At 69.1% G+C, this 20,101-nt stretch carries 15 protein-coding genes; 6 read left to right on the top strand and 9 right to left on the bottom strand.

What is annotated here, in order from left to right:
- Positions 1-15 precede the first annotated feature (15 nt).
- From ACTMTI_RS08230 to ACTMTI_RS08220, 3 genes are all read right to left on the bottom strand, one after another.
- Entirely contained in the window at positions 16-444 is a 429-nt protein-coding gene (locus ACTMTI_RS08230) for a hypothetical protein (protein WP_441119252.1), read from the bottom strand.
- A gap of 195 nt (positions 445-639) precedes the next feature.
- A complete protein-coding gene (locus ACTMTI_RS08225; RefSeq protein WP_441119250.1) occupies positions 640-1,824 on the bottom strand; it encodes a hypothetical protein in 1,185 nt (394 codons plus the stop codon).
- Positions 1,825-1,867: 43 nt separating this feature from the next.
- Positions 1,868-3,139, bottom strand: a complete 1,272-nt coding sequence (locus ACTMTI_RS08220; protein ID WP_441119249.1) for a glucarate dehydratase family protein — start codon at positions 3,137-3,139, stop codon at positions 1,868-1,870.
- Positions 3,140-3,228: 89 nt separating this feature from the next.
- On the opposite strand from ACTMTI_RS08220, the gene ACTMTI_RS08215 reads away from it, so the two are divergent.
- A complete protein-coding gene (locus ACTMTI_RS08215; RefSeq protein ID WP_441119247.1) occupies positions 3,229-4,707 on the top strand; it encodes an aldehyde dehydrogenase (NADP(+)) in 1,479 nt (492 codons plus the stop codon).
- Between the two features lie 61 nt (positions 4,708-4,768).
- Here ACTMTI_RS08215 and ACTMTI_RS08210 read toward each other — a convergent pair whose 3' ends face one another.
- The 5 genes from ACTMTI_RS08210 to ACTMTI_RS08190 all read right to left on the bottom strand — a co-directional run bounded on the left by ACTMTI_RS08210 (position 4,769) and on the right by ACTMTI_RS08190 (position 9,607).
- A complete protein-coding gene (locus tag ACTMTI_RS08210; protein ID WP_441119246.1) occupies positions 4,769-5,674 on the bottom strand; it encodes a 5-dehydro-4-deoxyglucarate dehydratase in 906 nt (301 codons plus the stop codon).
- 12 nt (positions 5,675-5,686) lie between these two features.
- Positions 5,687-6,448, bottom strand: coding sequence for an IclR family transcriptional regulator (locus tag ACTMTI_RS08205; protein ID WP_441119245.1), 762 nt, complete (start codon positions 6,446-6,448; stop codon positions 5,687-5,689).
- A 65-nt stretch (positions 6,449-6,513) separates the two neighbouring features.
- Positions 6,514-7,374, bottom strand: a complete 861-nt coding sequence (locus ACTMTI_RS08200; protein ID WP_441119244.1) for a carbohydrate ABC transporter permease — start codon at positions 7,372-7,374, stop codon at positions 6,514-6,516.
- Positions 7,371-8,297 carry a carbohydrate ABC transporter permease gene (locus ACTMTI_RS08195; protein ID WP_441119242.1) on the bottom strand — a complete coding sequence of 309 codons (927 nt, stop codon included), beginning with the start codon at positions 8,295-8,297 and terminating at the stop codon, positions 7,371-7,373. Before ACTMTI_RS08195 ends, ACTMTI_RS08200 begins: the two co-directional genes overlap by 4 nt.
- On the bottom strand, positions 8,294-9,607 hold the full coding sequence (locus tag ACTMTI_RS08190) for a sugar ABC transporter substrate-binding protein (protein WP_441119241.1): 1,314 nt from the start codon (positions 9,605-9,607) through the stop codon (positions 8,294-8,296). Before ACTMTI_RS08190 ends, ACTMTI_RS08195 begins: the two co-directional genes overlap by 4 nt.
- A gap of 136 nt (positions 9,608-9,743) precedes the next feature.
- Between ACTMTI_RS08190 and ACTMTI_RS08185 the strand changes: the two genes are divergently transcribed.
- The 3 genes from ACTMTI_RS08185 to ACTMTI_RS08175 all read left to right on the top strand — a co-directional run bounded on the left by ACTMTI_RS08185 (position 9,744) and on the right by ACTMTI_RS08175 (position 12,663).
- Complete coding sequence (locus ACTMTI_RS08185) at positions 9,744-10,538, top strand: NAD-dependent epimerase/dehydratase family protein (protein ID WP_441119240.1); 795 nt, start codon at positions 9,744-9,746, stop codon at positions 10,536-10,538.
- A 230-nt stretch (positions 10,539-10,768) separates the two neighbouring features.
- Positions 10,769-11,731, top strand: a complete 963-nt coding sequence (locus ACTMTI_RS08180) for a LacI family DNA-binding transcriptional regulator (RefSeq protein WP_441119239.1) — start codon at positions 10,769-10,771, stop codon at positions 11,729-11,731.
- Positions 11,728-12,663, top strand: a complete 936-nt coding sequence (locus ACTMTI_RS08175; protein ID WP_441119237.1) for an aldose epimerase family protein — start codon at positions 11,728-11,730, stop codon at positions 12,661-12,663. The genes ACTMTI_RS08180 and ACTMTI_RS08175 overlap by 4 nt, the downstream gene beginning before the upstream one ends.
- Here the strand turns inward: ACTMTI_RS08175 and ACTMTI_RS08170 are convergent.
- A complete protein-coding gene (locus tag ACTMTI_RS08170; protein WP_441119236.1) occupies positions 12,653-15,091 on the bottom strand; it encodes a SpoIIE family protein phosphatase in 2,439 nt (812 codons plus the stop codon). The genes ACTMTI_RS08175 and ACTMTI_RS08170 overlap by 11 nt on opposite strands.
- 347 nt (positions 15,092-15,438) lie before the next feature.
- Here ACTMTI_RS08170 and ACTMTI_RS08165 point away from each other — a divergent pair, with 347 nt between their 5' ends.
- Positions 15,439-19,443 (top strand): HAMP domain-containing protein, encoded by a 4,005-nt coding sequence (locus tag ACTMTI_RS08165; RefSeq protein WP_441119542.1) that lies wholly within the window; start codon positions 15,439-15,441, stop codon positions 19,441-19,443.
- Positions 19,440-20,066 (top strand): response regulator, encoded by a 627-nt coding sequence (locus ACTMTI_RS08160; RefSeq protein ID WP_441119234.1) that lies wholly within the window; start codon positions 19,440-19,442, stop codon positions 20,064-20,066. The genes ACTMTI_RS08165 and ACTMTI_RS08160 overlap by 4 nt, the downstream gene beginning before the upstream one ends.
- The last annotated feature ends 35 nt before the right edge of the window (positions 20,067-20,101 follow it).

Genomic DNA, 20,101 nt, shown 5'->3' with positions numbered 1-20,101 from the left:
GAGCTCACGGTGGTCCTACATATCGCCCTTCTCCAGCAACCGATCGATCCGGAGGCCCAGGTCGAGCATTTCGCACTGGAGGGAGTCGAGCTTGGTGATGATCTCGGAGCGAGTGGACTTGACCTGTTCGTTGGTCTGCCAGTGGAGTCCGGCGAGTCCTATGCCGAGGGCGGTGAAGTCATGGCTCATCGCGGTCTGGATGTCCGCGATGTCGGCCCGCACCTCGGCGACGGCGACTAACGCCGCGCTGAGGTCGGCCTGGACGGTCTGCATGTGCGCGCAGGTTCGGGCCGGGGCGCACATGCAGATGTGCGCGCAGGTTCTGGCCGGGGCGCGCTTATGCCGGCATCGTCTTCGGAAGCCGCCGGCGCCGGCGGAACGCACGCTCGTTTCGAGGGCTTCCACACGGAGCTTCAGGTGGCGAATCTCCGCTTCAATATCCACGTACCCCTGCCTTTGCCGGTCGCCGGAAGGGATCCCGCCGCGCCGGCGGCAGAATCCCACTTACTGTGATGGCATGATGGCAATCGGTTCATGATCGTGGGGATCAGTGGTTGGAGCTCCGGGTGTGGTTTTATGCGTCCCGGTGTGGTGGAGATCGACGGCGGGCGGAGGATCTTACCGATATGTTGCGGCGGTTCAGGCGGATTGGCGTAGGGCCTCCGTGAGGGCGGCCAGGCGTTCGGGGGAGGCCAGGCCCGCGTGGTACAGGTGGAATTCCGCTGCGCCCGCCTTCGCGTACGCCCTGAGCTGGTCGGCCAGGACGGCGGCGTCGGCGGGGCGGGGCGGCAGGGCCAGGACGTAGGCGCCTACGCGCTGGCCTGGAGTCGAGAGCTCCGACAGGCGGGCCAGACGGGCGGCGTCGGTGGACGGCTCGCCCCAGCAGTTGGCCACCAGCACGTCCGCTCCCGGTTCGCCCGAGGGGAGCGCGGCGAAGGCGCCGGCGGCCCAGGGGTCCGGATTGGCGTGCAGGGTGATCGGCACGTCGGGTGCCGTGCTCCTGGCGACGGCGATCAGGCGTTGCCGGAGGGAGTCGGACAGGCCGAGGCGGATGGCGCGCACCTCGTCGGCCAGCGGGCCGAGGGCCTCCTCGATGGTGCTCGCGGCGGCGGCGCGGTTCGTGGACGCCTGTGCGGCGGCAGCGGCCGCCCCGGTGCCCGGGGTGTGGGGCGGCGGGGTGCGGTCTACGGCGGCGCGGACCACGTCTCTGGTGGTTTCGGGGTAGCGGGGGGCGCAGGCGGTGCAGAAGCACAGGGACAGGAGATCGGAGTCGGCCGATGTCCAGTCCGCGCCGGATGTCTTCTCGTGGACGCTCTGGTGCCCATACCCCATGGGGCCGCAGGCCTCCAGGATCAGGGCGTCCGGCTCCCCGACGGTGAGGATCTCTTGGACGAGTCGCTCGCAGTACTCGATGACGTCTTCGTGTGCAGGGCAGAGCGCATAAGGGTAAGGATCGCCGAAGGCGTTGCGTACGACGAGATCGGGGTGCGCGGCGCCGAGGTGGGAGTTGTGGGTGAGCACGGTCCAGGCGTGCACCTTGAGGCCGGCGGCCTTCAGGGCGTCTCGCGCCTGGAGGTAGGCGTCCGCGGGCGTCCACGTGGGCGCGGCCGGGACCAGGCGGCCCCAGGAGGACGGGCGGATGGGGAGGTAGCAGGCCGGATAGGGGACGTCGAGGACGCGGTGGGCGGGGTGGTACGGCGTGGCGGCGCGGGTCGAGTGATAGCTGGCCGCCAGGGCGACCGCTTCGACGCCCAGCGAGGCCACGCGCTCGGGCGCGGACGGGTCGCCGACCACGTCCCAGGGGTAGACATAGGCGATGTTCATCGGAGTGGCCTTCTGCTGGAGGAGTTGGGCGGCATGACGTTGTTCACCAGCGCGGCCTGCTTGCCGTGAAGTCAGGCTGGAAACGCTGCATGTACGTGGTGTCGTCGCGGGCGACGATCCCGCACTTGTGGTACTGCTCGTTCATCCGGGCCAGCGCGTCACGGTCCAGTTCGACGCCGAGGCCGGGCCCGTCGGGGACCGGGACGGCGCCGTCCACGAAGCGCAGGCTGCCGGGCGCGACCACGTCCTGGCCGTCCTGCCAGGGGGTGTGGGTGTCGCAGGCGAAGGTGAGGTTCGGCGTGGCGCCCGCCAGATGGGTCATGGCGGCCAGGCTGATGCCGAGATGGGAGTTGGAGTGCATGGACAGCGACAGGCCGAACGCCTCGCACAGGGCGGCGATGTGCGAGGACCGCACGAGGCCGCCCCAGTAGTGATGGTCCAGGAGGAGCACGCCGATCGCGCTGGAGGCGATGGCGGGCGGCAGGTGCTCGGGCGTGACCACGCACATGTTCGTGGCGAGCGGCATGGGCACGGCGGCGGCCACCTCGGCCATGCCGGGGATGCCGGGCGTCGGGTCCTCCAGATATTGGAGGGTGCCTTCCAGTTCGCGGCCCACGCGGATCGAGGTCTCCACGGACCAGGCGGCGTTCGGGTCCAGGCGCAGCGGCACCCCGGGGAACGCCTGGTGCAGCGCCTTGATCGCGGCGATCTCCTGGTCGGGCGGGAACACGCCGCCCTTGAGCTTGATCGACTGGAAGCCGTACTCCTTCACCAGAAGGGCGGCCTGCTCGACGATGCCCGCCTCGTCCAGCGCCGCGCCGAATCGGTCCGGCTCCTCACCGGGGTGCCCGGCCCACTTGTAGAAGAGATACGCGCTGTACGGCACCGCGTCCCTGGCCCGGCCGCCGAGCAGGTCCACGACCGGCACGCCGGCCGCCTTGCCGCGAATGTCGAGGCAGGCCACCTCGAAGGCGGCGAAGACCCGGTCGATGCTCTTCTCCTTGGTGGCGGCGCCGGTCAGGCCGTGCAGGTCGCTCACCACGTCGCCGACGATCGCACTGATCCGGGCGTACATCGTGTTCGCGGCGTGCACGTCGAGCCCGATCAGGGCTTGGGCGCACTCGCGCACTTTGCCCAGGTGCTCGAGATCCCCGTAGGTCTCGCCCAACCCGGTCAGGCCTTCGTCGGTGATTACCTCGACAATGGTACGGAGGGCCCACGGCTCGTGGACCCCGGCGGCGTTGAGCAGGGGCGGATCCCGGAATGCGACCGGTGTTACGCGGATCTCCCTGATGATCATTTTACCGCCGTCCATATATGTGAACAATTGCCAGATTTGTGAACAAGTTAGCAAAACTGTAAGAATCGGGCTGAGATAGTGTCAAGACTCCGAAGGGCCATTCGATGATCTACGGATATGACCCCAGGACCGGCGAGACCCTGGGCGCCGCCCTGCCAGAGACCGACAGTGCCGGGGTCGACCTGATCGTCTCTGCCGCGGCAGCCGCCGGCGCGGCCTGGCGCTCCACGCCGGCGGCCGAGCGGGCACTCGCGCTCGAGGCCGTCTCCGACGCCCTCGCCGCCCACGTGGACGAGCTGTGGCAGCTCGCCGACCAGGAGACCGCGCTCGGCGAAGTACGCCTGCGCGGCGAGGTGGCGCGCACGGCCGGGCAGTTCAGGCTCTTCGCCCAGGTGATCAGGGACGGCGGGTACGCCGAGGCCATCATCGATCACGCCGATCCGTCGCTGACTCCGCCCAGGCCCGATGTGCGGCGGATGAAACACCCGCTGCCCGGCGTGGTCGCCGTGTTCGCGGCCAGCAACTTCCCGTTCGCGTTCTCCGTGGCCGGCGGCGACACCGCCTCGGCGCTGGCGGCAGGGTGCCCGGTGGTCGTCAAGGCGCATCCCGGGCATCCGAACACCTCCGAGCGGGTGGCCAAGATCGTACGCGACGCGCTTCCGTACCCTGACCTGCTGGGTCTTGTGCAGGGTATGCAGGCGGGGATCGACCTGGTCAAGCACCCCACCGTGGTCGCGGCCGGGTTCACCGGGTCCGTGGCCGGGGGAAAGGCGATCCAGAAGCTGATCGACGAACGCGAGACGCCGATCCCGTTCTTCGGCGAGCTGGGCAGCGTCAATCCCGTGGTCGTGCTGCCGTCCGCGCCGGCGGAGGGAGTGGCCGCCGGGTTCGCCGGGTCGCTGACGCTGGGGGTCGGGCAGTTCTGCACGAATCCCGGGCTCATGTTCGTGCCCGAGGGTGACGAGCTTCGCAAGGCCCTGGTGGAGGCCGTCGAGGGGACCAGCGGCGGCCCCATGCTGGCCGAGCGGATCAGGGATGGCTACCTGGGCGGCGTGGAGCGGCTCGGCGAGCTGCAACTGCTGGCGGAAGGCAAGCCGGGCGCGGGCAGCTGGGCGGTCACGCCGAAGGTGTTCACCACGGATCTCGGCACGTTCGCGGAGAAGCTGCCGCACATCGGCGAGGAGTGCTTCGGCCCCGCGTCCATCGTGGTGACATATCAGGAAATTTCCGATCTGCGTCCGGTGCTCGAACGGCTGGACGGCTCGCTGACGGCCACCGTTCACGGCACCGACCCCGACGAGGCCGGCGAGATCGTCGACGTGCTCGGCAGGAAGGCCGGCCGGCTCATCTGGAACGGCTGGCCGACCGGCGTGGCGGTGTGCTGGGCGATGCAGCATGGCGGTCCTTGGCCGGCCGCGACCACGTCGTCCACCTCCGTCGGGGCCACGGCCATCGACCGGTGGCTGGCGCCCAGGGCGTACCAGGACTGGCCGGAGGGGTTGCTGCCGGACGAGCTCAAGGACGGCAACCCACTGTCCGTTCCGCGTAGGGTCGATGGGCAGTACGTGCTCCCCAGGCGTTAGGCGGCAGGCCCGCTCCTGGTGCCCAGGGGAGCGGGCCTGCCGCGAAGGCTCTCAGGAACGATCAAGCTCCGGCGATCTCCAGCCCGGTCGCGATGATCCGCTCCAACGACGCCAGGTGCTCGGGCGCCGGATCGACCAGCGGCGCCCGTACCCCTCCCACATCCAGCCCCCGCAGCCGCACCCCCGCCTTGACCAGCGAGACGGCGTAGCCGGGCACGAGGTCCCGCAGCTCCACCAGCGGCAGGTAGAAGTCGGTCAGCAGGCGCTGCACCAGCACCTCGTCCCCACCGGTCACGGCCTTGTAGAAGGCCAGAGCGATCTCGGGCGCGAACGCGAACACCGCGCTCGAATACAGGCTCACTCCGAGTCCTCGATAGGCGGGCACGGTCAGCTCGGCGGTGGGCAGCCCGTTGAAGAACATGAACTCCTCACCGGCCGACCGCCGCACGGTCAGGATGATCCGCTGCAGCAGGTCGAAGTCTCCCAGCCCGTCCTTGAGCCCCATCACGTGGGGCACCGTGGCCAGCTCGGCGACGGCCCCGGGCGTGAAGCGCGCATTGCCGCGCTGGTAGATGATGACCGGCAGGCCACCGGCTTCGGCCACCTCGCGCACGTACCGCACCAGACCGGACGGCGGGCCCGTGACCAGGTAGGGAGGCATGAGCAGCAGCCCGTCGGCTCCTTGCGCGGCGGCCGCGCGGGCGATCGCCTTGGCGGCGGGCAGCGCGCCGCCGGCCCCGCAGAACACCGGCACGCGCCCCTCTGTGGCGGCCACGGAAGTGGCCACGGCCCTGGTGTATTCGTCGAGATCGAGGGCGTTGAACTCACCGGTGCCGCATGCGGTGAACACTCCTCCCGCCCCTGCCGCGACTCCATCGGCGACGTGCCGGGCCAGCACGGATTCCGCCAGCTCGCCATCGGGGCCGAAAGGGGTCACCGGAAAGAAGAGAACACCATCTAGCCGCATCAACAGTCCTTTCTAGCGGATGCCCTCCCTGCGAAGAGTGGCAGCCAGCTTGCGGGTGTGTTTGATCATCGCTTCGATGATCCGCTCGACCTGGGCGGGCGCGAGGCTCGCCGGCATCGAGCAGCTGATGGCGTCCGTGGCCGGGATGCGGTAGTCGACCGCCACGGCCACGCAGGCCACGCCGGGCGTGCCCTGTTCGCGTTCGTAGGCCCAGCCCCTGGTGCGGACCTGGTCGAGCTCACCGGTCAGCTTGGCCAGGTCGGTGATGGTGTGCTCGGTCAGCGGCGTGAGCCGGTCGGGCAGCAGCGCCACGACCTCGTCGTCGGTGAGCTGGGCGAGCAGCACCTGGCCGAGCGCCGTGACGTGGGCGGGCAGCCGCCGGCCGACCCTGGGGATCACGTGGTCGGCCTCGCGCGACTCCCTGGTGGCCAGATAGAGGACGTGCGCGCCGTCCCTGCGGGCGAAGTGGGCGGTGTGCCCGATCTCGTCCCGCAGGTCCTCCAGCGTCTCCTGCGCGTACGGGAGCGCGGGGTCCTTGTCCAGGTACGCGGTTCCGGTCAGCAGCGCGTGCGGTCCGATCCCGAACGCCGACCTGGCCGAGTCGGTCTCGACCCAGTTGAGCTCGACCAGCGTCCGCATGAGGGCGTGCAGGCTGCTACGCGGGAATCCCGTGCGCTGCTGGAGCTCCGACAGCGTCAGGGTGTCGTGCGACTCGGCCAGCGCTTCGAGGATGCGCACTGTCCGTTCGGCGGACTTGACAAGCTGGGGCTCCATACTCATCCCTACGTCGACAGCTTTCCTCATCCAGAATATGGGATCCCGTTCAGATACATGGACGCTTAACCCTTGACGGCGCCGCTCGTCAGTCCGCGCATGAACTGCCGCTGGAAGGCCAGGAACGCGATGATCGACGGCAGCAGCGCCAGCAGCGAGGCGGCGAGCAGTACGCCGATCCCGACCTCCTCGTCGGAGCGCAGCGAGCGCAGCGCGATGGGCAGTGTCCACATGTCCGACTCAGGGGCGACGATCAGCGGCAGCAGGTATTGGTCCCAGATCATCGTGAAGCCGAAGACGCCGATCACGCCGAGCGCGGGACGGCACAGCGGCACGATGATCGTAGCGAAGATCCGCAGCTCGCCCGCGCCGTCGATGCGCGCCGCCTCCTCGAGTTCGACCGGCACCTCCTTCATGAACTCGGTCATGACCAGGATGGAGAAGCCCCAGGCGCCGACGGGCAGGATCATGCCCGCGTACGTGCCGATCAGGTTGAGATGCAGCACCGGCATGTCGGCCAGGACGAGGGAGAGCGGGATCGCGATGATCTCCTCGGGGAGCATCATCGTGGCGAGCATGATCAGCATCACGAACGTCATGCCGCGGAACTTCTTGCGGGCCAGCGCATACGCCGCGAAGACGCTCACCAGCATCTGCAGCAGCAGCCCGAAGCCCACGACGATGAACGAGTTGAGCAGGTAGAGGTAGACGTTCTTGTCCTTGGCCTGGACGAAGTTCTCCAGGGTGAACTCCTCGGGCCACAGCGAGAACGACGTCGGGTCGAGGGTCTTGCTGAACGAGCTGATGAGCAGCCCGACCAGGGGGCCGGTGAAGACCACCACCATGAGTCCGTAGACGATGGTCTTTCCCGCGATGGCCAGCGGCCCCTTGCGCGACTCCAGCCCCAGAGCGCTGTCGAACCTCATTTCGCCTGCCTCCTGCGCAGCGTCTGCACGACCACGGTGAGCGCCAGCGTGGCCAGGAAGAGCACGATCCCGCCGGCCGAGGCGACGCCCAGCTCGTTCTTCTGGAAGCCGAGCTTGTAGATCAAGGTCATCAGCACCTCGGAGGAGCCGTTCGGGCCGCCGTTGGTGAGGACGTACACCTCGACGAACACGCGCAGCCCGCGGATGGCCGCCAGCGTGAACAGGATCCAGAACACCGGCCGCAGCGCCGGCAGCGTGATGTGGCGCAGCCGGTGCCACGTGGAGGCCCCGTCCACGGCCGCCGCCTCGTAGAGCGTGCGGTCCACGCCGACCAGTCCGGCCAGGAAGATCATCATGTCGTACGGGGTGCCGCGCCAGATGCTCATCAGCATGATCGACCACAGCGAGGAGTTCTCGCTGCCGAGCCACGGCTGCGGATCGACGCCGACCCAGCCGATGATCGTGTTGAGCATCCCGCTGTCGGCCGGGTGGAACATGATCCGCCACACCTCGGCCACGGCCGCCATCGTGGTCACGACCGGCAGGAAGGCCGCGGTCCTGACGAACCACAGATAGCGGGCGGGGCCCTCGATGAGCAGCGCGAACCCCAGCCCCAGCACGAGCGAGCCGACCGTGGTGCCGAGCGCCAGCACCACGCTGTGCCAGATGGCGGCGCCGAACTCGTCGTCGGTGAGGATCGTCTTGTAGTTGTCGAAGCCCACCCACGTGTCGGAGATGTACTTGACCTCGTGAAAGCTCTTCCACAGGCCCACGGCCATCGGAATGAACTTGAAGTACAGGAACAGCAACAGCGCGGGCGCCAGGAACAGCCAGGCGATCAGCGACCCCCGCCACCGCACCGCTTTGGGGCGGCGGCGAGGGGACGCGGTCCGGGTGCCCGCCCGGGTGAGGGTGGACGTCATGATGCTTTCTGGCTCTGCAGTTCCTGGGTGAGCTTGGTGTTCAGCCCCTCCATCGCCGTCTTGACGTCCGCCGAGCAGTCGGCCCAGACCGTGTTGATGGCGTCGGCCGAGGTCTGCCGGATCGGTGCCCAGTTCGGCACCGGCGGGGCGTAGACGGCGAAGTCGTACGACTCCTGGAACACCTTCCAGCGCGGGTCCTGCCGCTCGGCGCTCATGTCAACGGTGGTGTTGACCGGCAGGCGGACGATGGCGCCGTTGGCGTCCTTGTTCATGCCGATCCGCTGGCCCTCGGGGGAGAGGGCGTACTCGGCGAACTTCTTCTGGGCGTCCTCCATCTCCGAGCCGACCATCATGTAGACGTTCTCGCCCTCGCCGAGGGTGCCGGGGCCGCCGGCCGGGCCCTTGGGCACGGGCAGGACCTCGATCTTGTCGGTGCCGAGGCTCTTGACGAACCGGGCCAGCACGTACGGGCCGACCAGGTAGATGCCGCCCTGGCCCTTCTCGAACACCTCATGCGTGACGGTCGTGTCGTTGCTGACCGCGCCCGGGTTGACGGTCTTGGTCTTGCAGAACTGGTCCTGCAGGTACTGGACGGCCTCGACGAACTTGGGGTCGTTGGCGGTGGCCGCGTACTTGCCCGGGCCGTTGGCCTTGAGGAAGTCGCCGCCGTTGGCGTAGATCAGCGAGGAGGCGTACCAGGAGGCGTAGCCGCGCTTGGTGCCGGCCGGGATGACGAACCCGGCGGTGTCCTTCTGGCCGTTGCCGTCGGGGTCCTTCTCGGTGAACGCGGTGGCCAGCTTGGTGAGGTCCTCCCAGGTCTGTGGCGGCTCCATGCCGACCTTGTCGCGCCAGTCCTTGCGGACGATCAGCGCGAACGCCTGGGCGGAGAACGGGGCGGCGTAGAACTTGCCGTCGCTACCGGTGGCGGCCTTCCACGCCCGCTCCTCCACCTTGTCGCCACCGGCCAGGGACGCCTTGTCGACCTCGCGCAGCCAGCCCTGGGACTGCATGTTGCCGAGCTGGGCGGTGTCGTTGATGACGATGTCGGGAAGCGCCTTCTGCGCCGCCTGCTGGTTCAGCTTGGTCTCGAAGTCGTCGAAGAGCGCGACGACCTTGGTCTTGATCCCGCTGGACTTGGTGAATGCGTCGGCGAGTTTCTGCGCCGTCTTCGCGGAGTCCGAATCGGGCGCCTGCCTGATCCAGATCTCCAGTGTGTTGTCTGAGCCTGAAGCTGATCCCCCGGAGCCGCAGCCTGTCAGCGTTACGGCCAGGGACGCGATGATCGCGCCCCCAAGCAGACGACGTGACATCAGACCGCCTCCCGTTCACATATGTGGACATGAGTCGTGGACTTGGACCCGTGGGTGTGAACGTAGTCACACTTATGGCTAACGGTCAATATTCAGGTATGTGAATTTGGGACAGGATCGTGTACACCATGGATGCATGCGCATACTCATGACCGGCGCCGCAGGAAAAGTCGGCACCCTGCTCCGCCCACGCCTCGCTCGCGAAGGCCGCACGCTGCGGCTCTCCGACCTCCACCCGGTCGAGACCGGCCCGGGGGAGGAGTGGGTGACGGCCGACCTCGCCGACCCGGCCGCCATGGCCGAGGCGATGAAGGGCGTGGACGCGGTGCTCCATCTGGGCGGTCAGAGCAGGGAGCATCCCTGGGCGGACATCGTGCACGCCAACATCAACGGAATGCAAGTGCTGCTGGAGGCGGCGCGCAACGAGGGCGTCGAGCACCTCGTCCTCATGGGCAGCCACCACGCGGCCGGCTTCCACACCCGGCCGGAAGACGGCTCCGACCTGCCGGACTACGCCTTCCCGCGGCCGGACACCTACTACGGCGTGAGCAAGGTCGTCATGGAGGCGCTGGGCAGCCTCTACCACGATCGCTTCGACATGAACGTGACCGTGATCCGGCTCGGCACCTGCAACGAGGGCTCGCAGGACACGCGCGGGCTGGCGACCTGGATCTCGCCCGATGACCTGGCCCGCCTGGTCGAGGCCGCGCTGACCGCGCCCGGATACCACGTCGTGTGGGGGGTCTCGGACAACGCGCGCCGCTGGTGGTCGCTGGAGGAGGCCAAGGCCATCGGGTACGACTCCCGCGACTCCTCCGACCCCCAGGCCGCCGCCCTCATCGCCGAGCAGGGGGAGCCGGATTTGACCGACCCCCTCCACCACCGCGCCGGCGGCGTCTTCACCCTCAAGGAACTGGGCGGCATCTGGTAACGCCCCGGGTCGTATGCGCTGGTTGGTCCGCGTTGCCGGGTGATGGCGATTGCAGCGTCCTCGATAGGGTGAACCGCAGGCCGGCGACGCGGCGGGCGCCATGGATCCGGCGCGCGCGCTGATCAAGCGCAGCGGCGCGGGTCAGATGGCAACCGGTTGCAAGAACCTTGACGGCCGGACCGGTGAAGGTCAAGGTTTAGTCTGGCAACCGTTTGCAAGGGAGGACGGCGATGGCGGCGACGATCAAGGATGTGGCGCGCGCCTGCGGCGTCCATGTATCCACCGTGTCCCGCACCTTCTCCGCGCCGCACCTGGTCAATCCTGCCACCCGAAGCCGCGTGCTGGCCGCCGCGGACGACCTCGGCTACCGCCCCAACCGGGCGGCCAGGGCGCTCACGACGGGACGCACGTTCAACATGGGCCTGATCGTGGCGGACATCGCCAACCCGTTCTTCCCACCGCTCATCAAGGCCGCTCAATCTCAGGCCAGGGGACGCGACTACCACGTGTTCGTGGCCGACACCGATGAGGACCCGCGGGTCGAGGAAGAGCTGATCAGGACGTTCACCAAACAAGTGGACGGCGTCCTGCTGTGCAGCCCCCGCCTGTCGAACCGGATGATCGAGCGCCTGGCCGAAGATGTGCCGTTCGTGGTGGTCAACCGCCGGATCAAGGGCATGCCCGCCGTGCTGATGAACGTCGCCCAGGGCGCCAAGCTCGCCCTGGAGCACCTGTCCGGCCTCGGCCACCACAGGATCGCGCTCGTGTCCGGGCCGATCGGCTCGTGGACCAGTAACGAGATGCAGGGCGTGGCCGCTGAGACGCCCGGGCTGGACCTGGTCTTCTTCGGCCCCAACCAGCCGACGGAGGCCGGCGGGCTCGCCGTGGCCGCCGACGTGGCGGCGTGCGGGGCGACCGCAGTGCTCGCCTACAACGATCTCGTCGCGCTCGGCCTCATCGAGGGCCTGGCGGCGATGGAGATCGGGGTACCAGACCAGATAAGTGTGGTCGGGTTCGACGACATCCTGCCGGGCCGGCTCAACCGGCCCAAGCTGACCACCGTGGCCATGCCCGCGGTGGCGGCCGGCAGGATGGCCGTCGACCTGCTGCTGCAGTCGGGGGGCGAGGGCGCGACAGTGACCCTCGACACCGCCCTCATAGTCCGCGAGTCCACGGGAAGGGCCCAACAATGATTTTCGGAACGCTGCCATCGGGGGAGCAGGTCGAGCAGGTCGAGCTGTCATCGGGACGGCTGCGTGCCGAGGTGCTCACCTACGGCGCCATCGTGCGCTCGCTGGAGGTGTCCGGCGTCAACGTCGTGCTCGGACTGGACACGCTGGAGGACTACCAGACCCGCAGCCGCTACTTCGGCGCGGTCGTCGGCAGATACGGCAACCGCATCGCGAACGGCTGCTTCACCCTCGACGGCGTCGAATACCGGCTCCCGGTCAACAACGGCCCCAACAGCCTGCACGGCGGCACCGAGGGCTTCGACCGTAAGGTGTGGACGATCGCGGCACGCACCGCCGAGTCGGTGACCCTCACGCTGACCAGCCCCGACGGCGACCAGGGCTACCCGGGCACGCTGACCGTCTCCGTCACGTACACGCTGCAGGACGACGCCCTCCGCATCGACTACGTGGCCGAGACCGACGCCCCGACCGTGATCAACCTGACCAACCACTCCTACTTCAACCTCAAGGGCGGCGGCGACGTGCTCGACCACGTCGTGCGGATCGAGGCCGAGCACTACCTGCCGGTGGACGCCGACAAGATCCCGACTGGGGAGTCGGCGTCGGTCAAGAGCACGCCGTTCGACTTCACCGAGCCGCACGCCGTGGGCGAGCGGTACGACGGCGCCTACGACCACTGCTTCGTCCTCGACGGCGGCATCGAGGTGACGGCCGGCGGCCTCACCATGAAGGTCACGACCACCGAACCGGGCGTGCAGTTCTACTCCGGAAGCATGCTGGACGGGGTCGTGACGCCGTACGGGCCGTTCGCCGGGCTGTGCCTGGAGACGCAGCACTTCCCCGACTCGCCCAACCAGCCGCACTTCCCCTCCACCGTGCTGCGGCCGGGTGAGCGCCGCACCTCCACGACCACGTACGCGTTCACGTCCTGACCGGGCGCAGGGCGGCGGCGGCCTTGATCACCAGCAAGGCCACGTCGTCCTGCACCGGCTCGGCCGCGAACGTCTCGACCGCGTGCCGCACCCGCTCGGCCACCGCGTGCGCGCTCAGCCCCGTGCAGCCGGACAGCAGCCGCGCCAACCCGTCGCCGTCGTCGAGCAGGCGGTCGCCGTCGCGCCGCTCCGTCACGCCGTCGGTGACGCACAGCAGCACCTCCTCCGGCGCCAGCTCGAACGTCTCCACGTAGAACCTGGCCTCGGCCTCGATACCCAGCAGGAGCTGGGGCGTGGCCATCGCCTCCACCACGCCGTCCGGGCGCAGCAGCAGCGGCGGCGGATGACCGGCCGAGGCGATCGTGCACAACGCGCCACCCTGGGGCAGCGGGGTCAGCTCGCCGCACAGCAGGCTGAGGAACCTGCCGTCGTCGCCCTCCTCCAGCAGCGCCTGGTTGAGCCGGTCCAGGATGTCGGCCACCGTGTAGTTCTCCTTGGCGAGCAGGCGGACGGCATGGCGGGCCAGCCCGGTGACCGCGGCCGCCTCGGGGCCGCTGCCGCACACGTCGCCCAGCGCGAAACACCAATGGTCGGCCACCGTGAACAGGTCGTAGAAGTCGCCCCCGACGTCCGCCCCCTCTTCGGCCGGCTCGTAGACCACCGCCGACTCCAGACCCGGCATGGGAGCCACGCGCATGGGCAGCAGGCTGCGCTGCAGCACCCTGGACGTGGTGGCCTGGCGGGTGTACAGCATGGCCGTGTGCAGGTTGAGCGCCACCAGCCGGCACAGGTCCGCCAGCAGGTCGGCCATCTCCAGCGGCAGGGTGGGCTCGGCGCGGCCGATGACCAGCGCGCCCTGCGACCGGCCCTGGGTGAGCAGCGGGAACGACAGCACGGTCTCCGGCCCGACCGGCCAGCTCACCTCGTTGAGCGCGGTACGCGGGATGGCGGGCAGCGACTTGCGCAGTTCGGCGTTGTGCCGCTCCTCGCTGTGCCACACATGGGCCAGCCTCGTCATGCCCGCCAGGTCGGTCAGGTAGACCGCCGCCCACGTCGCGATCTTGGGCACGACGAGCTGCGCCGTCAGCGCCGCGATCAGCTCCTCGTCGTGCACCCCCGCCAGCAGCTCGCCCGCCTCGGCCAGGAACGACAGCCGCCCCCGATGCGCCCGGTCCCGCTCGGCCAGCCGCTCCCGCTGCACCGGCACGGCCACCTGGTCGGCGATGTGCTGCAGACTGACCGTGAGCTCCTGATCGAAGCGCCCCGGCTGCGCGGCCGTCACCACGATGTAACCGGTCACCTCACCGGTGACCAGCAACGGCGCGCACGCCAGCGACCTGGCCCGCAGCTGCTGGGCCAGCTCGACGTCGCCGGCGAGCAGGTCGTCGATCATCGTGGGCGTGTTGCGGTCGGCGCTGAACACCCCGGTGGCCAGCACGCCCACCAGCCCCGCCGTCGCCCCGGCGCCCGCCGCCACGCCGAACCGGTTGCCGCCCTCGGCGGCGAGCAGCACGTACGCGGCGTCGCCGCCGCTGGACACCTGGACGATCTGCGCGATCGTCTGGAGCAACTCGGAGAACGGCATGTCCTGGTCGAGCAGCTCCTTGATGCGCCCGCCCGCCTCCCTGCGCAACGGCACCGGCGGCGGCGTCAGCACGTAGCGGTGGTCGCCGGCCACCACCATCCAGATCGCCGACCGCTGCCCCCTCGGGCGCAGATGAGAGACGTAGACGGGGACCAGCCTGCCGTCGGCGTGGCGCATGCGCGCCTCGCCCCGCCAGCGGCCCAGGCCGAGCGTGTCGGCGAGCGTCAACGCGTACGGGCCGTGGCCGCGCCAGGCGACCAGGTCCTCCAGCTTCATGCCGACGACCTGCTCCGCCCGCCATCCGAGCAACTGCTGAGTCTCGGAGTTCCAGGACCGCACGATCCCGTCGCGGTCGCAGACCACGACGCCGACGTGCAGAGTCTCGACGGGCGGAGTGACGGTGGCCGGCAGGGGCGCGGCCTCCTGGTTGTCACAGCCGTCGGCGAGTTCCATGCGGACCCAGACGCGCTTGGCGGTCTTGGTGTAGGTGACGCCCCAGGCGTCGGCGAGCATGCCCGCGAGCGCGAGGCCCCGCCCCGAGGTGCGCATCGTGTCGGTGGGCGCGGCGTCGTCCGCCGTGATGGTCCTGGTGGGGTGATGGTCGTCGACCTCGATCTCGAGCTTGGCCGGAGTGGCCTCCACGTCCAGGCGGCAGGTCAGCTCGATTCCGGTGCCCGCGTGCACGACGGCGTTGGTGACGAGTTCGCTGGTCAGCAGCACGGCGTCCTCCGCCAGGTGGCTCAGCCGCCATTCGCCGAGCACCTGCCGGACGAACTTGCGGGCGTGCGCCGGAGCATGGGGAGTCCCGTCGAAGGCCGTGCTCGACACTCGGGTCGTGTCCACTGTGCGTCCTACGAGAGGGTCTTGGAGATTCGGAGGTATCAACAGCATCAGTCTGCCACTCTGAGAGTGACCGAACTGGCACATCGAGTTAATAACCCCTTCTGGCGGAGGGGGCTTCAGGTGCGGCTCTGCCGGCATCTCAGGCCCGTGTCGACCAGCCCGAACCACCACTTTTGGGAGGTGTATGTCCAGGTGGCTGCCTTTGACGCAAGACAGCGGACGCACTCCGGGAGCGCGCCGACGGCTACGCCTACACCTTCAGGAGGAATCATGCCGACCGTACGCCGTTTCCTCCCCGGCTCAATGGCCAGGGCATCCATCACAGTGATTCGGTGAAGAGGGCCGCCATGGTCGCGCAGTTGGAAACTCCTTACGCACCTGGATCGCTCCATCCGGCTGAGCTCCGGCCGCTGCTCGTGGCCCTGCAAGGACTGCGTGACGGCAACTTCCGGCAGCGCCTCGACGTGCCCGACGATCCGTTCCTCGCCGAGCTGGCGACCGCGTTCAACCAGGTCGTGGACCGTAACGAGCACCTGGCCACCGAACTGGCCAGGGTGCGCGGCGAGGTGGCCAGGCGAGGCCGGCTGGACGAGCGGCTGAACCCCAGCCCGGGCACCGGGAGCTGGGCGGTCAACGTCAACGCGGTCAACTCCCTGATCGACGCGCTGGTCATCCCCGCGGCCAAGGCCACGCGGGTGCTCAACGCGGTCGCCGACGGCGACCTGTCGCAGCGGGTGGACCTGCAGGAGGACAACCGGCCGCTGCGCGGTGGGCTGCGGCTCATGGGCAAAGCGGTCAACCGCATGGTGGACCAGCTCGCGTTGTTCTCCGGCGAGGTCACCAGGGTCGCGCGGGAGGTCGGCACCGAGGGCAGGCTGGGCGGCCGGGCCAAGGTGCAGGGCATGTCGGGCAGCTGGCGCGACGTCACCGAGGCCGTCAACGCCATGGCCGCGCGCCTGACCGCCCAGGTGCGCGACATCGCGGTGGTGACCACGGCGGTGGCGCGGGGTGACCTGACCAGGCAGGTGACGGTCGAGGCCACCGGTGAGCTGCTGGAGCTCAAGCTGACCGTCAACACCATGGTCGATCAGCTGTCGGCGTTCGCCAGCGAGGTGACGCGGGTGGCCCGCGAGGTGGGCACCGAGGGGCAGCTCGGCGGGCGGGCCGAGGTGAAGGGCGTGCTCGGCACCTGGAAGGACCTCACCGACAACGTCAACTTCATGGCCTCCAACCTCACCACGCAGGTGCGCTCGATCGCCCAGGTGACGACCGCGGTGGCCAACGGCGACCTGTCGAAGAAGATCACCGTGGACGCGCGGGGCGAGATCCTCCAGCTCAAGGACACCATCAACACGATGGTGGGGCAGTTGTCGGCGTTCGCCGACGAGGTGACGCGGGTGGCGCGCGAGGTGGGCACGGAGGGGCGGCTCGGGGGCCAGGCACAGGTACGCGGCGTGCGCGGCGTCTGGAAGGACCTCACCGACAACGTCAACTTCATGGCCTCCAACCTCACCGAGCAGGTGCGCGACATCGCCCAGGTCGCCACCGCCGTCGCTCAGGGGGACCTCAGCCGCAAGATCAGCGTGGATGTGAAGGGGGAGATCCTCCAGCTCAAGGACACCGTCAACACGATGGTGGGGCAGTTGTCGGCGTTCGCCGACGAGGTGACGCGGGTGGCGCGCGAGGTGGGCACGGAGGGGCGGCTCGGGGGTCAGGCGCAGGTGCGGGGGGTGAGCGGGGTCTGGAAGGACCTGACGGACAACGTGAACTTCATGGCCTCCAACCTCACCAGCCAGGTCCGGAGCATCGCCATGGTCACCACCGCCATCGCCAACGGCGACCTGTCCAAGAAGATCACCGTGGACGCGCGAGGTGAGATCCTCCAGCTCAAGGACACCATCAACGCCACCGTGGACAAGCTGTCCGCCTTCGCCGACGAGGTGACGCGGGTGGCGCGCGAGGTGGGCACGGAGGGGCGGCTCGGGGGTCAGGCGCAGGTGCGGGGGGTGAGCGGGGTCTGGAAGGACCTGACGGACAACGTGAACTTCATGGCCTCCAACCTCACCAGCCAGGTCCGGAACATCGCGCAGGTCGCCACCGCGGTGGCCAACGGCGATCTGTACAAGAAGATCGACGTGGACGCCCGCGGCGAGATCCTGGAGCTGAAGACCACGATCAACACCATGGTCGACACGCTGTCGTCGTTCTCCTCGGAGGTGACGCGGGTGGCCCGCGAGGTCGGCTCCGAGGGGCGGCTCGGCGGGCAGGCCGAGGTCGAAGGCGTCTACGGCACCTGGGAACGCCTCACCAAGAACGTCAACGAGCTCGCCGGCAACCTCACCACCCAGGTACGCGCCATCGCCGAGGTGGCCAGCGCCGTCGCCCAGGGCGACCTCAGCCGCTCCATCAGCGTCGAGGCCAAGGGCGAGGTCGCCGAGCTGAAGAACAACGTCAATCTCATGGTCGCCAACCTGCGCGAGACCACCCGCGCCAAGGACTGGCTGGAGAGCAACCTGGCCCGCATCGCCGGGCTCATGCAGGGCCACCGCGACCTGGTGGAGGTGGCCGACCTCATCTTGCGCGAGCTGACCCCGCTGGTCAGCGCGCAGTACGGCGCGTTCTTCCTGGCCGACCCCGACTCCGACGGCGCCCCGGCCTTCATCGCCGGCTACGGGGCCGCCCACGACGTGCTGCCGGGCCCCGGCAGCCCCGGGTCCGGGCTGATCAGGCAGGCGGCGCTGGAACGCAAGCGCATCCTGCTGGACGATGTTCCGCCCGGTTACATCAAGGTCCACTCGGGGCTCGGTGAGGCCGCTCCCGCCAGCGTGGTGGTGCTGCCGATCGTGTACGAGGACAAGGTGCTCGGCGTGATCGAGCTGGCCTCGTTCAGCCGGTTCAGTGAGGTGCACCTGGCCTTCTTCGACCAGTTCGTGGTCACCATCGGCGTCGCGATCAACACGATCATCGCCAACGCCCGCACGGAGTCGCTGCTGTCGGAGTCCCAGCGGCTGGCCCAGCAGCTCCAGGGCCGCTCGGACGAGCTGCAGCGCCAGCAGGCCGAGCTGCGCAAGTCGAACGCCGCGCTGGAGGAGAAGGCCCACCTGCTGGCCACGTCCTCCCGCTACAAGTCGGAGTTCCTGGCCAACATGTCCCACGAGCTGCGCACTCCGCTCAACAGCCTGCTCATTCTGGCCAGGCTGCTCGCCGACAACCCCGAGGGCAACCTGTCGGCGCAGGAGGTCGAGTTCGCCACCACGATCCACAACGCCGGCAGCGACCTGCTCCAGCTCATCAACGACATCCTGGATCTGTCCAAGATAGAGGCGGGGCGGATGGACGTACGCCCGGAGAAGCTGCCGCTGAGCAAGCTGCTCGACTACGTGGACGCCACGTTCCGGCCGCTCACCGTCGACCGCGGGCTCACGTTCGAGATCGAGGTGCGCCCGGGCACGCCGCGCGAGCTCTACAACGACGAGCGGCGCCTCCAGCAGATCCTGCGCAACCTGCTGTCGAACGCGGTCAAGTTCACCGCCGCCGGGGAGGTGCGCCTGGAGGTCTCGGTCGAGCCGGGCGACTCCGAAGTGATCGCGTTCGCCGTCAGCGACACCGGCATCGGCATCGCCGCCGACAAGCTGCCGGCCATCTTCGGCGCCTTCCAGCAGGCCGACGGCACCACCAGCCGTAAATACGGCGGCACCGGACTCGGGCTGTCGATCAGCAGCGAGATCGCCCGCCTGCTCGGCGGTGAGATCCACGCCAGCAGCACTCCGGGGGAGGGCAGCACGTTCACGTTGTACGTGCCCGCCAGGTGCCCGGTCACGAGCGCCACGGGCGAGCCGGAGCGGCCGGCGCAGCCCGAGCCCAAGCGCGTCGAGGCCCGCACGAGCGTGGACAACGACGACCTGTGGCAGTCCGCCGCCAAGTTCACCCAGCTGAAGGAGAGCCCGCTCGGCACGGCGTTCGCGGGCCGGCGGGTGCTGATCGTGGACGACGACATCCGCAACGTCTACGCCCTCACGCACGTGCTCGGCCGCCTCGGCATGGAGGTCGTCTACGCCGAGAACGGCAGGGAGGGCATCGAGGCGCTGGAACGCGACGTGGACATCGCGCTCGTGCTCATGGACGTGATGATGCCGGAGATGGACGGCTACGAGACGCTCGCCGCCGTACGGGAGATGCCGAGGTTCGCCGACCTGCCGATCATCGCGCTCACCGCGAAGGCCATGCCGGGTGACCGGGAGAAGACGATCTCCTGTGGCGCCTCCGATTACGTGCCCAAGCCGGTTGACCTCGATCATCTGCTCGACGTGATGCGGGGGTGGCTCGCGGGCGAGAGGAAGGCTGGGGGATGAACCGCCAGGTCAAGATCTTGATGGTCGACGACAACGACGAGAGCCTGGTCGCGCTGGAGGCCATCCTGCGGCCGCTGCAGCAGCGGCTGTTCAAGGCCAGGTCGGGCGCTGAGGCCATGAAGCTCATGCTGCGCCACGACTTCGCGGTGGTGCTGCTCGACGTGCTCATGCCGGGCATGGACGGTTTCGAGACCGCCACCCACATCAAGCGGCTCGACCAGACCCGCGATGTGCCCATCATCTTTCTGACCGGCACCGACGCCGGCTCCGGCGCGGCGTTCCGCGGCTATGCCGTGGGCGCGGTGGACTATCTCACCAAGCCTTTCGACCCGTGGGTGCTCAGGTCCAAGGTCGCGGTGTTCATCGAGCTGTTCCGCAAGACCGCCGTGCTGATGGAACAGACCGCGCTGCTCACGCAGCTCGTCCGCGACCACGAGGCCCTGTCGGACTTCGCGCGGCGGCTCGGTGCGGTCGAGTCCCGGCTGGAAACGCTGGGCGCGACGGCGGGTGACGAGGGGGTCAGCGACGTGGTCAAGGACCTGGCCGACCGCGTGGCGGCCATGCAGGCCGCCTTCGACGCGGTCTCGTCCACGACGGGTGAGGGGCGGTCCGCGGATCGATGATCGGCTGTGCGCCGCGTGGAGCGGTTGGGGGGAGA

Origin of the sequence: Nonomuraea sp. H19, assembly GCF_052068215.1 — a bacterium.
Lineage (GTDB): Bacteria > Actinomycetota > Actinomycetes > Streptosporangiales > Streptosporangiaceae > Nonomuraea.
This window is presented reverse-complemented; position numbering and strand designations above follow the sequence as displayed.